Source organism: Streptomyces nojiriensis (assembly GCF_017639205.1).
Lineage (GTDB): Bacteria > Actinomycetota > Actinomycetes > Streptomycetales > Streptomycetaceae > Streptomyces > Streptomyces nojiriensis.
Genome location: NZ_CP071139.1, coordinates 1,551,919 through 1,565,383, shown reverse-complemented (window position 1 = coordinate 1,565,383; position 13,465 = coordinate 1,551,919). Strand labels below are relative to the sequence as shown.

Here is a 13,465-nt window from a genome sequence, read left to right as displayed (position 1 = left end):
CTGCTGATGAGCAGATCAATACCGATCATTTACCGCCCCGAAATGTTTGTTGCTTGCATGCAGGTGTCCGTAATGGATTGACTTCAGGTCACTGCCGCCGCACGCGAGAGGACGTATGTGGCCACCGAGCACCTGTCCCCGCTCGACCTCGCCTTCTGGCGGATCGAATCCGCCGACCACCCCATGCACCTGGGTGCCCTCGCCGTGTTCCGCGCCGCCGGGCCCGGCGGCGCGGAGCGGGCCGCCCACCTGCTCACCGCCCGCTGCGCGGCCGTGCCGCGCCTGCGCCGCCGGATCCGCGACGTGCTGCTGCCGGTCGGCGCGGCCGCCTGGTCGCCGGACCCCGGCTTCGACCCGGCCCGGCACGTGTTCCTCGTGCGTACCGGCGAAGCCGTCCCGCACGCCGCCGCCGGACCGCTGATGGCGCGGCCGCTGGACCGGGCGCTGCCGCCGTGGGAGGCGCACGTGCTGGCCGGACCCGATCCGGACTCCTTCGCCGTGCTCTTCAAGTTCCACCACGCCCTCGCCGACGGCATGGGTGCGCTGGCCCTCGCGGCCACCCTGTTCGACGAGGCGACGGCCCCGCGGCCGCCCGCGCGGCCCGTCCCCGAGCAGCGCGCCGGCTCCGTCCTGCGCCGGCTCCCCGGAGTGCTGGCGGCGCGGGTCCAGGACGTCGGGCAGGCCCTGGAGATCGGCGCCGCCGTGGCCCGCGCCGGACTGCCGCTCGGGGTTCCGGCGGCCCTCACCGCGGGCTCCACCGGCTCGGGCGCCCGTGCGGTCGCCGGCCTCGCGCTCGACCTGGACGAGGTCAACCTCGTCCGCAAGGGCGCCGGCGGCACCGTCAACGACGTGCTGATCGCCCTGGTCGCGGGCGCGCTGCGGCGCTGGCTGGCGGAGCGGGGCGATCCGGAGCCCTGGGGCGCGGGCCCGCGCGCGCTGATCCCGGTGTCCCGCCGCCGCGGGCCCGGAGGTTCGGGCGGCGCCGGGAACCGACTCTCCGGGTATCTGCTCCGGCTGCCGCTCGCCGAATCCGATCCGCTGCGCCGCCTGGGCAGCGTGCGCGCCGCCATGGACCGCAACAAGGACGCCGGACCCGCCCGCGGCGCCGGGGCCGTCGCCCTGCTCGCCGATCACGTCCACCCGCTCGGCCACCGGCTCGGCGGCCCGCTCGTGGCCCAGGCCGCCCGGCTGCTCTTCGACATCCTGGTCACCAGCGTGCCGCTGCCGAGCTTCACCTTCACCCTCGGCGGCAGTCCGGTCCGCGAGGTGTACCCGCTCGCCCCGCTCGCCCGGGGGCAGTCGCTGGCCGTCGCGGTCTCCACGTACAAGGGGACGGTCCACTACGGACTGGTCGCCGACGCGGCGGCCGTGCCGGATCTGGCGGCCCTGGCGGGGGCGCTTCGCGCGGAACTCGACGAGCTTGTACGAGAGGTCTCGTAGTACGAGGAAATTCGTAGTACGGTGTCTCTCGTACTTAGTTGATCCCCGGCACGCCCGGTCGTATCTGGAGAGCCCGATGAGTGCTGCACCCGCCGCCTTCGCCGCCCTGTTCGCGCCCTACACGCTCCGCTCCGTCACCATCCCGAACCGGGTGTGGATGGCCCCGATGTGCCAGTACAGCGCCGAGGCGTTCGGCCCGAACGCGGGCGTGGCCGGCGACTGGCACTTCGCGCACTACGCCGCACGCGCCACCGGCGGTACCGGGCTGATCATCCAGGAGGCCACCGCGGTCTCCCCGGAAGGCCGGATCTCCCCCTACGACCTCGGCATCTGGAACGACACCCAGGTCGAGGCGCTCCGCCGGATCACCTCCTTCGTCAAGGCCCAGGGCGCCGTCCCCGGCATCCAGATCGCGCACGCCGGCCGCAAGGCCTCCACCGACCGCACCTGGAAGGGCGGACGGCCGGTCGGGCCCGAGGAGCACGGCTGGCAGCCGGTCGCCCCGAGCTCCGTGCCGTTCTCCGAGGGTTATCAGGTACCCCACGAGCTGACGGTCGAGGAGATCCGTGAGATCACCGGCCAGTTCGCGGCCGCCGCCGAACGCTCGCTGGCCGCGGGCTACGAGGTCGTCGAGATCCACGGCGCCCACGGCTACCTCATCGGCGAGTTCCTCTCCCCGTACAGCAACAGGCGCACCGACGAGTACGGCGGCTCCTTCGCGAACCGCACCCGCTTCGCCCTCGAAGTCGTGGACGCCGTACGGGCGGTGTGGCCCGAGGAGCTCCCGCTGTTCTTCCGGATCTCCGCCACCGACTGGCTGGAGGAGGACGGCTGGACCGCCGACGAGACGGTCCTGCTGGCGGACCTGCTGCGGGAGCACGGAGTGGACCTGCTCGACGTCTCCACCGGCGGCCTCGCACCGCACGCGCAGATCCCCGTCGGCCCCGGCTACCAGGTCCCCTTCGCGGCCCGGGTCAAGGCCGGGACCGCCCTCCCGGTGGCCGCCGTCGGCCTGATCACGGAACCGGAGCAGGCCGAGAAGATCCTCGCCAACGGGGAGGCCGACGCCGTCCTGCTGGGCCGGGAACTGCTCCGCGACCCGTACTGGGCCCGCCGCGCGGCCCAGGAGCTGGGCGGGGAGATCCGTACGCCCGAGCAGTACCACCGCTCCTGGTGACGCGGGTACGGCTCCGGCTCCCGCGCCGCCGGGCCCGGAGCCGTACCACCGGTTCTCGTACGATGGGGGCGCGCGGCATCCGGAACGGACCGATCGAGTGAGTGGAGCAGGGACATGACGGAACGGGACACCTCCCGCACCCTCGCCCACCCCGAGGCGGACGAGATCCGCCTGGAAGGCGTGCTGCACGCGCTCTCGGACCCGGTCCGGCTGTCCATCGTCCTGGACCTGGCCGCCTCCGCCGAGGACCTGGCCTGCTCGTCCTTCGACCTGCCGGTCACCAAGTCCACGACCACCCACCACTTCCGCGTCCTGCGCGAGAGCGGCGTCGTACGCCAGGCCTACCGCGGCACCACCAAGCTCAACGCCCTGCGCCGGGAGGAACTGGAGGCGCTCTTCCCCGGCCTCCTCGACAGCGTCCTCGCGGCAGCCGCGGCGGAGGCGGCCCGGCTCACGGCCTGACCGTGGGTGTGTTCTCGGCGGTCGTCGTCACGCCTTCCGCGATGTTCTCCTCCGTCAGTACCAGTGGGCCGAACACCGGGTTGAGGGGCAGGTCGTAGCCGGGCGGGGCCTGGGTCTCCTGCCAGTAGTAGGCGCCGGTCGGCAGCGTGCGGGTGCACGTGCCGTCGGCCGCGGTGGTGCAGCTGCCGCCGATGGAGGTGTCCGGGTCGCTGCCGGTGGGCTGGAGTCCCGGGATGCCGTTGGTCTCCTCCCAGAGCTGGAAGACGGCGCCGGCCAGGGGGGTGCCGGTCGTCTCGTCCTCCTTGATCACCGTGACGTCGCCGAGAGGCGCACCGGGGCCCTCGCAGCCGGGAGGTCCCGCGTCGCAGCGGGGCGGGGGGCACCACCCCTGGCCGCCGGGGCCGTCGGCCGCGGTGTGGTCCGGGCACCGGACGGCGGCGCCCGCCCGGGCCGCCGCCGCGGCGTACGAGGGTGCCGGGACCAGCAGCGCCGTCGTCGCCACTGCCAGGACCCAGGGCCGCCACCCGTTCCACGACCGGCGGAAACCGTTCGGTGTCATGACACTCCCTCCGCATGCTGCTCCGGGCTTCGCTCCCGCCACATGATCGGCCCGCGCGGGCGGGCCGGCCCGGCGACACTCCCCGCACGAGGGCATTCCGGCCGGATGACCACCCGGAAGCACTTCCGCGGGAGACGGCCTACGCCCGGTCCGAGCCCGCCGCGGCCAGCAGGCCGGTCCAGTCGGGGATCTTCACCGAGCGACGGCCCAGGGAGCGGCCCAGATCGGCCTCGGCCGCCTCGATGGCCAGCCAGCCCGGCCACTCCACCGGGCGCAGGCCCGCCGTCCGCAGGGCGTCCAGCGGGTCCCCGGGGAGGTCGCGCCGGGCCAGTGCCCCCGCGTCCTGGAGCAGGGAGGACACGGTCTCCTTGGCGCAGGGCCGGTTGGTGCCGATCACCCCGGTCGGGCCGCGCTTGATCCAGCCCGCCACGTACTCGCCGACCGAGGCCCGGCCCGCGCGCAGCACCCGGCCCGCCGCGTGCGGGACCGTGCCCCTCGCGGCGTCGAAGGGCAGCCCGGCGAGCGGAACGCCCTTGTACCCCACCGAGCGCAGCACCAACTGCGCCTCGATGTCCTCGTGCACGCCGGTCCCGGTCACCCCGCCCCGGCCGTCCGGGGCGGTGCGCTCGAAGCGCATCCCGGTGACCCGGCCGTCCGGCCCGCCCAGGATCTCCACCGGCCGCAGGTAGAACCGCAGCGCGATCCGGCGCGGCCCCCCGCCCGGGGCCTCCCCGGCCCAGCCGCGCAGCACCTCCAGGTTCCGCCGGGCCACCGCCGGCAGGGCGGCGGCCGCCGCCGGGTCGTCGTACACGGGGTCGAGGGCCAGTTCGGCCGGGTCCGCCCAGGCGTCCACACCCGGCAGCGTGCCCAGTTCACGCAGCTCCTTGGTGGTGAACCGGCCCTGCGAGGGACCGCGCCGGGCCACCATCGCCACCCCGCGCACCCCGCTCTCCGCCAGCGCGCCGAGCGCCGGCTGCGGCATGTCCGTGGGCTCCAGTTCGGCCCGGCCCCGGGCCAGGATCCGCGTCACGTCCACGGCGACGTTGCCGGCCCCGACCACCACCGCCGCATCCACGCCGGGCAGGCCGAAGGCCTCGGCGGCGGCGTCCGGGTGCCCGCTGTACCAGGACACGAAGGCCGTGGCGGAGTGCACCCCGGTCAGCTCCTCGCCGGGGATCCCCAGCATCCGGTCACGGGCCGCGCCCACGCAGTACACCACCGCGTGGTACAGCTCCAGCAGCCGGCCCGTGGGCAGCGGCGTCCCGCCGACCTCGACGTTGCCGAGGAAGCGGATCCGCTCGTCCTCCAGCACGGTGCGCAGGCTGCCCTGGAGCGACTTGATCTTCTCGTGGTCCGGGGCGACCCCGTACCGGACGAGCCCGTAGGGGGCGGGGAGCCGGTCCAGCACGTCCACCCGCACCCCGGGCACCTCGCGCTGCTGCACCAGCGTCTGGGCCGCGTAGACCCCGCTGGGGCCCGAACCGACGACGGCGACACGAAGCACGGCGGAGCTCCTCCCGCAGGTGGTCCCAGCATGACACCGGCCCCCCGCGGAGTCAGCCCATCGCGCGCATCCGGTGGATCTCGGCGCTCTGCGTGGCCACCACCTCGGTGGCCATCTCCTCCACCGCCACGTTGTTCCCGCCCGCCAGCGCCTCGCCGGCCATCTTCACGGCGCCCTCGTGGTGGGCGGTCATCAGTTTCAGGAACAGCCGGTCGAAGTCGGGCCCCCTGGCCGCGGTCAGCTCCGCCAGCTGCTGCCCGGTGGCCATGCCCGGCATCGCGCCGTGGTCGTGGCCCACCGCCGGCGCCCCGGGCGTGACCGGTGCCGCGGGCGCCGCCGTGGCGGGGTGGCGGGCCAACCACTTCTCCATCGCGCCGATTTCGGGTGCCTGGGCCGCCGTGATCCGCTCCGCCAGCCGTTTGACCCCGTCCGCCGAGGCCCGCTCCGGTGCCAGCGCGCTCATCGTCAGCGCCTGCCGGTGATGTTCGATCATGTGTGAGACGTAGGTGTGGTCGGCGGCGTTCGGACTGTCGTCGGGTTTCGCCCTCGCGGCCTCCTCGGGGGTGAGGTGGCGGGCCTTCTCGCCGGGCCTGCCCGGGGCGACGATCGCGGCCCGGCCGTCCTCCGCCCGGTCCGATCCGCCGTCCCCCTGGCAGCCGGAGAGCGTCAGCAGGAGGCCTGCGGCTGCCGCCGCCGCCACCGCGGCGAAGCGGACGGGCGGCGCCGGTAAGGCCCGGCGGCGACCCCTGAGGTCTTTTGCCATGTCCATGAAGGGAAGATACTTCCGGGGTCCTGGTTCCGCTCCCCTGCGGGCGGAACCGATCGGGCTCTCAAGGGAGGGCACAGTGACCTCGCTACACAACAGGCGGGTACGGAACCGGAGGGTGGGGGTGGCCGTCGCCGCGGCCGGGCTCCTCGCCACGCTCCTGGCGGCCGGACCGGCGGCCGCCACCCCCGACCCGGGCGACTTAGCACCCGGCAGTGCGCACCGGCACGGCGCCGGCCTCGACGAGGGCCGGGAGCTCGCCCCGGGCGACATCCCCGGCCAGGACGAGATCGTGCACAGCGCCAACGTCAAGCCCCTCGCCAACATCCCCAGCAGCGACCCCGCGGGGATCAACACCGACCTGGCCTTCCAGGGCAGGTACGCCTACGCGGGCAGCTACAGCGGCTTCACCATCTACGACATCGCGAACCCGAAGGCCCCGAAGACCGTCACCCAGGTGCTCTGCCCCGGCGGCCAGAACGACGTCTCTGTCCACGGCGACCTGCTCTTCCTCTCCACCGACTCCTCGCGCAGCGACGACTCCTGCAACAGCGTCTCGCAGCCCGCCACGGAGAAGTCCTCGTGGGAGGGCATCAAGATCTTCGACATCAAGGACAAGAAGAACCCCAAGTACGTCAAGTCCGTCGAGACCGCCTGCGGTTCACACACCCACACCCTGGTGCCGGGCGACCGCGACATCTACCTCTACGTCGCCTCCTACTCCCCGAACGAGGCCTTCCCCGACTGCAAGCCGCCGCACGACGGCATCTCGGTCGTGAAGGTCCCGAAGAAGGCGCCGACGCAGGCCGCGGTCGTCGCCTTCCCGATCCTCTTCCCCGACGGCGGCAACCCGGGCGCGCCCACCAACCCCGGCGTCTCCAAGACCACCGGCTGCCACGACATCACCGTGCTGCCGTCGAAGAACCTGGCCGCCGGCGCCTGCATGGGTGACGGCATCCTCTTCGACATCAGCAAGCCCGAGCAGCCGCGGGTCATCGACCGGGTCCAGGACAACGTGAACTTCGCGTTCTGGCACTCGGCCACCTTCAACGAGCGTGCGAACAAGGTGGTGTTCACCGACGAACTCGGCGGCGGTGGCGGCGCCACCTGCAACGAGGCCACCGGTCCGAACCGCGGCGCCGACGGGATCTACGACATCACCGGCCGCGGGGACCAGCGCAAACTCGCCTTCCGCGGCTACTTCAAGATCCCGCGCCACCAGGCCGACACCGAGAACTGCGTGGCCCACAACGGCTCGCTGGTCCCGGTCGGCGGCGGCCGCGACATCATGGTGCAGGCCTGGTACCAGGGCGGCGTCTCCGTATGGGAGTTCACCGACTCCGACCGGCCCAGGGAGATCGCCTACTTCGAGCGCGGACCGCTGACGACGGACCAGCTCGGACTCGGCGGGTCCTGGTCGGCGTACTACTACAACGGGCACATCTACTCGAACGACATCGTCAAGGGCCTCGACGTGCTGCGGCTCGACGACTGGCGCACCGAGAGCGCCAGGTGGGTGCGGATGGACCGGCTCAACGTGCAGACCCAGCCCGAGTACCACTGACCTCAGGGGTACGAAGGGTGCTACGGGTGCGACGGATGTGAGGGAAGCGTTCCGCCGGGCGGCCCGCCGTCCGGCGGAACGCCGAGCTCCCAGTCCAGCCCGTAGCGCTGGAACAGCTCCGCCCGCAGCCGCTGTGCCGGCATCGGGGCGCCGGGCAGCAGGATCGCCACGACCGCGCCCATCAGCTGGGCCCGCAGCAGCGGGTAGTCCGCGTCCGGGTCCGCCGACCCGTACCGGACGACGGTGTCCCGCAGCAGCTCCGCCAGCCGTTGCTGCTCGGGGCACTGCACGAAACCCTCGGCCGTGAGGATGCCCGCCATGTGCGTGCGCATCAGCAGGGGTTCGTCCCGGGCGAGCCCCAGGACCGCGTCGACGGCACGCGCGAGCCGCTCGCGCCCGCACTCGCTGTGGGGCTCCCGCTCCAGCGCGGCGTACAGGGTGAGGTGCATCAGCCGGTGCACCGCGGACTGCAGCAACTGCCTTTTGCCCGGGAAGTAGTACGAGACCAGGCCGCGTGCCGCGCCCGCCCGGTCGGCGATGTCGCCGAGCGTCGTGGCCTCGTAGCCGCGCTCGGCCACGAGTTCGACCGTGGACTGCAGCAGGCGCTCCCGGGAACGCCTGCGCAATTCTTCATTGACCGATGCGCTGCGCGGGGACATGCTTACTCCTGCGTTGACTGGCTCCTGGCCAATATACTCAGCGCACGGGGTCGCCTGCTCTGGGTGACACGGGGGATCATCCAGGGCAGGCACGCCGTACCCTCACCGTTCCACCGGGTCGCCGCCGCGTTCGCGGACGGGCACGGACGTCGCGAGAGCCACCAGGGCCACGCCCAGGAGCCAGCCCGCCAGCACGTCCGACGGCCAGTGCACCCCGAGGTACACGCGGGTGAAGCCGACCCCGAGCACCGAGACGACGGCCACCGCCCAGGCGGCCACCCGCCAGGGGACCGGCACCCGGCCCGGGCGGGGGAGCAGCCACAGGAGCAGTCCGCACACCACCGTCGCCGTCATGGCGTGGCCGGACGGGTAGGACGCGTACTGCGCCGAGTCCACCGGATCCGGCCACACCGGACGCTCCCGCCCCACCAGCGCCTTCAGCCCCTGCTGCAGCGCCGATGCCACCAGCGTCACCAGGGCCACGCGCAGGGCCCGCCCCCGGTCGCCCCGCCACCACAACAGCACGCAGGCGACCGCGGCCAGCGCCCGCATGGTCCAGGGGTCCCACACCCGGTCGCTGAGCACCCGCATCAGGTGCGTGACCCCGGGGTGGGTGACGGCGTGGGCGTGGAGATCCTGTGCGACCCGCTCGTCGTAGGCGAGCAGCGGCCGCCACTGCGCGACCACCAGCGCCGTCAGGACCGCTCCGAGCAGGGCGCAGCCGATGCCCGTCCACCGCAAGTGATCGTTCCGCATAACGGGATCCTCGCACCGCCGCCTGCGGCCCGGCGCCCGGCAGCGCCGGGCGGACGGCCTACGCCAGGGCGCTCAGCCCCGGTACGAAGGCCACCAGCAGGGGTATCGCCGGGACCAGCGTGGCCAGCGCCGTCAGCCGCAGCCGGCGGCCGGGGGAGAGCCGGGGCGCCGCCGACAGCAGCCTGCGCACCCGCTGCGGAACGTGCGCGTGCTCGGGCGAGGAGGCCGCGAACACCCCCCGGTCCTCGTTGAGTCCTACCAGGGCCAGCGCGATCGTCAGCCGCCCGTACCGCCGCGAGGCCACATCGTCGGCGGCCATCTCCACCAGCCGGTGCATCTCCGCCTCGAACGCCGCGAAGACCGGAACCTGCGGGAAGCCCCGGGCCAGCGCCCGCGAACAGTGCAGCAGCCAGTCGTGCCGGGCCGCCGCGTGCCCCTGCTCGTGCGCCAGCACCGCGTCCAGCTGGCTGCCCTTCAGCCGGGCCAGCGCCGCCGTCGTGATCACCAGCTGCGGGGCGGCTCCCGGGAGCCACCAGGCGTCCGGCCGGGGAGCCTCCAGGACGACGAGCCGTGCGCCCGCCGGGTCCTCCCCGGGCAGCAGCGGGGCCCGTACCAGCAGTTCGCTGCCCTGCGCACGTCGTCGGGCCCGCGCGCGCAGCACCTCGCCGGTCAGCATCGCCCCGGTCCACAGCCCGCCGCCCGCCAGCGCGAGCGCGGTGACGGCGGCCCAGGTCCCGCCGGCCGCCCCCAGGGCGTAGGCGTCGGCCACCCCGTGCGGGGCGGAGGCGAACAGCCGGCCCCGGACCTCCTGCCAGGCGGCCGCCGAGCTCAGCAGCATCGACAGCCCGAAGCACAGGAGCACGGCACCGACCACGCACTGCCACACCCACAGGGCGACGACCGGCTCACGCTCGGGCCATCGGGCCCGGGCCAGCAGACGGGGGGCGAGCACCGCGGTCAGGGCGCCGAGCAACAGGAGAACGGCGGGGACCATCATGGCCGCCAGCCTATGAGCGAGGGACTACCTGCGGGTACGTCCGCGGGCCATTGGTGACGCAGGACACGTCCGCCGGCGCCGTCACATCGTCAGCAGCATGGCCAACATCCCCATTCCCATGGCGAGTCGGCAGGCGCGGACGAGTACGGCGGGACCACCCGGGCCGGCGGCCGACCGCGGGGAGACGGCGTCGCCCGCGGTGATCAGCCGGGTTCCGCCGAGCATTACGTACCCGGCGTAGTAGAGGAGCAGCGCGCCCGTCAGCAGGGGCGGCCCGGCCGCCTGGGAGTGTCCCTGCCCGTGCTCCGACCCGGGTCCGGCCATCAGGACCATGTAGACCATCGTCAACGAGCCCACCAGGTGGTGCGCGTGGTGCGGTCCGCCCCGCAGCAGCCACAGGGAATGCAGGGCCGCGCCGCAGAAGACCACCCCCAGTACGGGGGCCCGCCACCCGTCACCGTGCCCGCCGAGGGGCACGGCCATCAGGGCCATCCCGAATCCCATCACCGCCTCCGCGGCGCCGCCGCCCGACCCCCGTGCCCGCCGCAGGCAGTACGCGCCGCTCACCGCGCACAGCAGCACGAGCAGCCAGGAGGAGACGGAGGTGGCGAGGGAAGCGGCGGAACCGTGCACGGCGGAACCTCCCGGTTCGTCGGCGTCACGGGGAGAGATGCCCCTCTCACAGCACCCTCACGCGGCTCCGGGATACGCTCTCCCTGCCTTCCAGGCATGTCATATGCCGCCGCACTGAACGGAGCGCCCGATGTCGACCGCCCAGCACGCCGCCCTGAGTTTCCGAAGCGCCGTCGAGACGGACGTGCCGGAACTGGTGGAACTCGTCGAGTCCGCCTACCGCGGGGACGCGAGCCGGGCCGGCTGGACCACCGAGGCCGACTACCTGGACGGGCAGCGCACCGACCCGGACGGGGTCCGCGCCGTCATCGCCGCCCCGGACGGGGTCCTGCTCGTCGTCGAGCGCGCGGGCGAGCTCGTCGCCTGCTGCCAGCTGGAACACCGGGACGACCACGTCTACTTCGGGATGTTCGCCGTCCGCCCCGGCCTCCAGGGCGCGGGCCTCGGCAAGGAGATCCTGGCCGAGGCCGAGCGCCGCGCCCGCGAGACGTGGGGCGCCAAGGAGATGCGGATGACGGTGGTGCACGTACGGGAGGAGCTCATCGCCTACTACGTGCGCCGCGGCTACCGGCGCACCGGCGAGATGAGCCCCTTCCCCTACGGTGACGAGCGCTTCGGCGTCCCGCTCCGCGACGACCTCTCCTTCGAGCTGCTGGTCAAGTCGCTCTGAGCGATCGAGAGGTGAACACCGGGACGGGACCGCTCCGGGGCGTCCCCGGGCTCCGCCCCGCCGTTAGCGGTGCATCAGCCGGTGCGGGTGGCGGGCTCTGAAGCGCGCAGCGGGTGAAGCTCGCTCAGGTGCGTCACCGGTCGTCCGGCTGCGGGCGGGCCACCTCGGCAAGCTCGGCCTGCCGCTCGGCACGGCGACCGAGCCAGGACTTCTCCAGCTCTGACAGGGGCGGCGGGGGCACTGGGCCGGTGTCGTCGTAAAGGGCGATCGGGTCGTCCGGCGCGGACCACGAGCCGACCGTCACCAACCGGTACACGAACTCGCCCCCCCTCCGGAAGCGGGACCGCAATGGCCGCCGGTGCAGGCGGGCCGGGCACACACCGGCCGACGTCATCGGCGTACGGCCCGATGAAGAAGAGGGCGTGCATCCAGCCCTGCGGTGGTGTTCCCGTCAGATCGAAAACGTCCTTCATGCCCTCTCCGCTCATCGCGGCGATCATAGTCGAAGAGGGCAGGAAGGCTCGATTTCAAGATCGGAGGGACAACTCCTAGGCCGTGTCCGCAAAGTAGCGCCGGCCGCCCGGAGGGCGGGCCCCACGGCGTCTGGTGCCGTGCATCGCAAGGCGGAGGGCCGCCCGTGTACTGGACGTACTCGGGCGGCCGGACAACGCGGCGAGGTGCGGTGCCAGGCGTCGCGGGGCAGGCGGGACTTTGCGGACACGGCCTAGGCCGTGAACCGGCCGGTGCTGCGGATCTCCGGGAAGTCCGTGGCCGCGCCGTCCAGTCCGAGCGCCCGCGCGAGCCGCAACAGGTCCAGGGTGTCGACCGCCCGGCCCGTCACGCGCAGACCCGCGGCGTGCGCCGAGTCCACGGTCTCCAGGCTGAGCCGGTGGATGTCCACGGCGATCGTGGCGGCGCCCACGGCCAGTGCCCGGTCCACGACGGACCCGGCCTCGCCGACGGGGGAGGCCGCGTGCAGGACGGTGCGTACGCCCGGCACCAGCCGGGCCGTCTCGGCGAGCACCGCCTCCCCGGTGGAGGCCACCTCCACCCGGGAGGTCAGATCGTGGCGCAGGATCAGTCCCGCGAGCACCGCGGCGGTGGCCACGTCGGCGACGAAGGCCTGGAGCGGCACCCGGACCGCGTCCAGGACCTCCTCCAGGACCGGCACGTGCTCGCCCTGACCGGCGTCCAGCTCGCGCAGTTCGGCCAGGGTCAGATCGGCGACGGCCCCCGAGCCGTCGGTCGTCCGGTCCACCTCGGGGTCGTGCACGGCGACGAGGGCTCCGTCCTTGCTCAGGCGCAGGTCCAGAGCGATGACGTCCATGCCGCAGCGTTCCGCTCGGAGGTACGACCGCAGGGTGTTCTCCGGTTCGACACCCATGACCCCGCGGTGACCGATGGTGAGGAAAGTCAAGGTTCTCTCGCTTCCGTCGACGGCGGCTCCCCGCACGGCTTCGGTGTCCCGACCGGCCGCGCGTGATGAGGTCGCATGCTAGTGCGCCGCGGGTGCGAAGGGACCGGGCGTGCAGGGCCCCGGAGGAGCGCCCCGGCCGCTTCCCGCCAGGGTTGTGCGCCCCACCGGGACCGGTGCCGCGCCTGTCGTGTCACCCGGGCGTGGGCGCGTCCCCGTCCGCTTGACGGCCCGGGTGCGCAGGGGCCCCGGCAAGCCCGTCCAGGTCGGTGAGCAGGGCCTCGGCGAGCTCCAGTTCGGCCAGGTGCTGCCGCTCGCTCCAGCGCAGCGCGAGGGTCGGGAAGGTCCATTCCGGTACGCCGCTCGCGTGCTCCATGGCCTCCCGTACGGCGGCCAGCTCGCCCCGGGTGCGCTCCAGGTGCTCGCCGACCATCGCCCGCAGCCGCTCCGGCTCGGCCAGGTGGCCCAGCCAGATCCGCAGCAGCAGGCCGTGCTTGAGCACGGGGGGCCCGGCCTCGCCGGTGTCGGCGGCCCAGCCGGCCAGCGCCTCGCGTCCCGCCCCCGTGATGGCGTAGCGCCGCTTGGCCCGCGCCTCCTCGGGTCCCGAGCGCACGGAGGCCGCGTAGCCCAGTTCCTCCAGACGGCGCAGCTCCGCGTAGATCTGGCTGATCGCAGGTGACCAGTAGAAGAAGCGCAGGGAGGAGTCCGCCCACTTCTTCAGTTCGTAGCCGGTCCGCTCGCCGGGGAAGGAGAGCAGACCCAGAACGGCCCACGCGGTCGGCGGCAGCTCTTGCTTCTTCGACTCCTGACTACTAGTCATATTTCGAATCGAAGTGAGACCGGGTACGCGATCCAACCCTGGAG

15 protein-coding genes are annotated in these 13,465 nt (G+C 73.5%); 5 read left to right on the top strand and 10 right to left on the bottom strand.

What is annotated here, in order from left to right; translation table 11 throughout:
• Positions 1-117 precede the first annotated feature (117 nt).
• The 3 genes from JYK04_RS07545 to JYK04_RS07535 all read left to right on the top strand — a co-directional run bounded on the left by JYK04_RS07545 (position 118) and on the right by JYK04_RS07535 (position 3,079).
• Positions 118-1,440, top strand: coding sequence for a wax ester/triacylglycerol synthase family O-acyltransferase (locus JYK04_RS07545; protein WP_189734189.1), 1,323 nt, complete (start codon positions 118-120; stop codon positions 1,438-1,440).
• 76 nt (positions 1,441-1,516) lie between these two features.
• Positions 1,517-2,617: an NADH:flavin oxidoreductase/NADH oxidase gene (locus JYK04_RS07540; RefSeq protein ID WP_189734187.1), complete on the top strand. Its 1,101-nt coding sequence runs from the start codon at positions 1,517-1,519 to the stop codon at positions 2,615-2,617.
• Positions 2,618-2,731: 114 nt separating this feature from the next.
• Positions 2,732-3,079 carry an ArsR/SmtB family transcription factor gene (locus JYK04_RS07535; RefSeq protein WP_189734185.1) on the top strand — a complete coding sequence of 116 codons (348 nt, stop codon included), beginning with the start codon at positions 2,732-2,734 and terminating at the stop codon, positions 3,077-3,079.
• Here JYK04_RS07535 and JYK04_RS07530 read toward each other — a convergent pair.
• The 3 genes from JYK04_RS07530 to JYK04_RS07520 all read right to left on the bottom strand — a co-directional run bounded on the left by JYK04_RS07530 (position 3,069) and on the right by JYK04_RS07520 (position 5,911).
• Entirely contained in the window at positions 3,069-3,638 is a 570-nt protein-coding gene (locus tag JYK04_RS07530) for a prealbumin-like fold domain-containing protein (protein ID WP_208809267.1), read from the bottom strand. The two genes, JYK04_RS07535 and JYK04_RS07530, sit on opposite strands and share 11 nt — an antisense overlap.
• Positions 3,639-3,777: 139 nt before the next feature.
• Entirely contained in the window at positions 3,778-5,142 is a 1,365-nt protein-coding gene (locus JYK04_RS07525) for an FAD-dependent oxidoreductase (protein ID WP_189734181.1), read from the bottom strand.
• 52 nt (positions 5,143-5,194) lie between these two features.
• The gene (locus JYK04_RS07520) at positions 5,195-5,911 is read right to left on the bottom strand and encodes a DUF305 domain-containing protein (RefSeq protein WP_373297372.1); all 717 of its coding nucleotides are present in this window, start codon (positions 5,909-5,911) and stop codon (positions 5,195-5,197) included.
• 76 nt (positions 5,912-5,987) lie between these two features.
• Here JYK04_RS07520 and JYK04_RS07515 point away from each other — a divergent pair, with 76 nt between their 5' ends.
• Entirely contained in the window at positions 5,988-7,472 is a 1,485-nt protein-coding gene (locus JYK04_RS07515) for an LVIVD repeat-containing protein (RefSeq protein ID WP_189734178.1), read from the top strand.
• Positions 7,473-7,492: 20 nt separating this feature from the next.
• On the opposite strand, the gene JYK04_RS07510 is transcribed toward JYK04_RS07515, so the two are convergent.
• The 4 genes from JYK04_RS07510 to JYK04_RS07495 form a co-directional block, all read right to left on the bottom strand.
• Positions 7,493-8,131 carry a TetR/AcrR family transcriptional regulator gene (locus JYK04_RS07510; RefSeq protein WP_189734176.1) on the bottom strand — a complete coding sequence of 213 codons (639 nt, stop codon included), beginning with the start codon at positions 8,129-8,131 and terminating at the stop codon, positions 7,493-7,495.
• A 102-nt stretch (positions 8,132-8,233) separates the two neighbouring features.
• Positions 8,234-8,887 carry a phosphatase PAP2 family protein gene (locus JYK04_RS07505; protein ID WP_189734174.1) on the bottom strand — a complete coding sequence of 218 codons (654 nt, stop codon included), beginning with the start codon at positions 8,885-8,887 and terminating at the stop codon, positions 8,234-8,236.
• 58 nt (positions 8,888-8,945) lie between these two features.
• A complete protein-coding gene (locus tag JYK04_RS07500; RefSeq protein ID WP_189734173.1) occupies positions 8,946-9,884 on the bottom strand; it encodes a M56 family metallopeptidase in 939 nt (312 codons plus the stop codon).
• A gap of 81 nt (positions 9,885-9,965) precedes the next feature.
• Complete coding sequence (locus tag JYK04_RS07495) at positions 9,966-10,517, bottom strand: DUF5134 domain-containing protein (RefSeq protein WP_189734171.1); 552 nt, start codon at positions 10,515-10,517, stop codon at positions 9,966-9,968.
• Between the two features lie 130 nt (positions 10,518-10,647).
• Here JYK04_RS07495 and JYK04_RS07490 point away from each other — a divergent pair, with 130 nt between their 5' ends.
• A complete protein-coding gene (locus tag JYK04_RS07490; protein ID WP_189734169.1) occupies positions 10,648-11,187 on the top strand; it encodes a GNAT family N-acetyltransferase in 540 nt (179 codons plus the stop codon).
• Between the two features lie 133 nt (positions 11,188-11,320).
• Here JYK04_RS07490 and JYK04_RS07485 read toward each other — a convergent pair whose 3' ends face one another.
• The 3 genes from JYK04_RS07485 to JYK04_RS07475 all read right to left on the bottom strand — a co-directional run bounded on the left by JYK04_RS07485 (position 11,321) and on the right by JYK04_RS07475 (position 13,421).
• On the bottom strand, positions 11,321-11,503 hold the full coding sequence (locus JYK04_RS07485; protein WP_189734167.1) for a hypothetical protein: 183 nt from the start codon (positions 11,501-11,503) through the stop codon (positions 11,321-11,323).
• Between the two features lie 408 nt (positions 11,504-11,911).
• Positions 11,912-12,604, bottom strand: a complete 693-nt coding sequence (locus JYK04_RS07480; protein WP_189734165.1) for a glycerophosphodiester phosphodiesterase — start codon at positions 12,602-12,604, stop codon at positions 11,912-11,914.
• 190 nt (positions 12,605-12,794) lie between these two features.
• Positions 12,795-13,421, bottom strand: a complete 627-nt coding sequence (locus JYK04_RS07475) for a PadR family transcriptional regulator (RefSeq protein ID WP_189734163.1) — start codon at positions 13,419-13,421, stop codon at positions 12,795-12,797.
• Positions 13,422-13,465 lie beyond the last annotated feature (44 nt).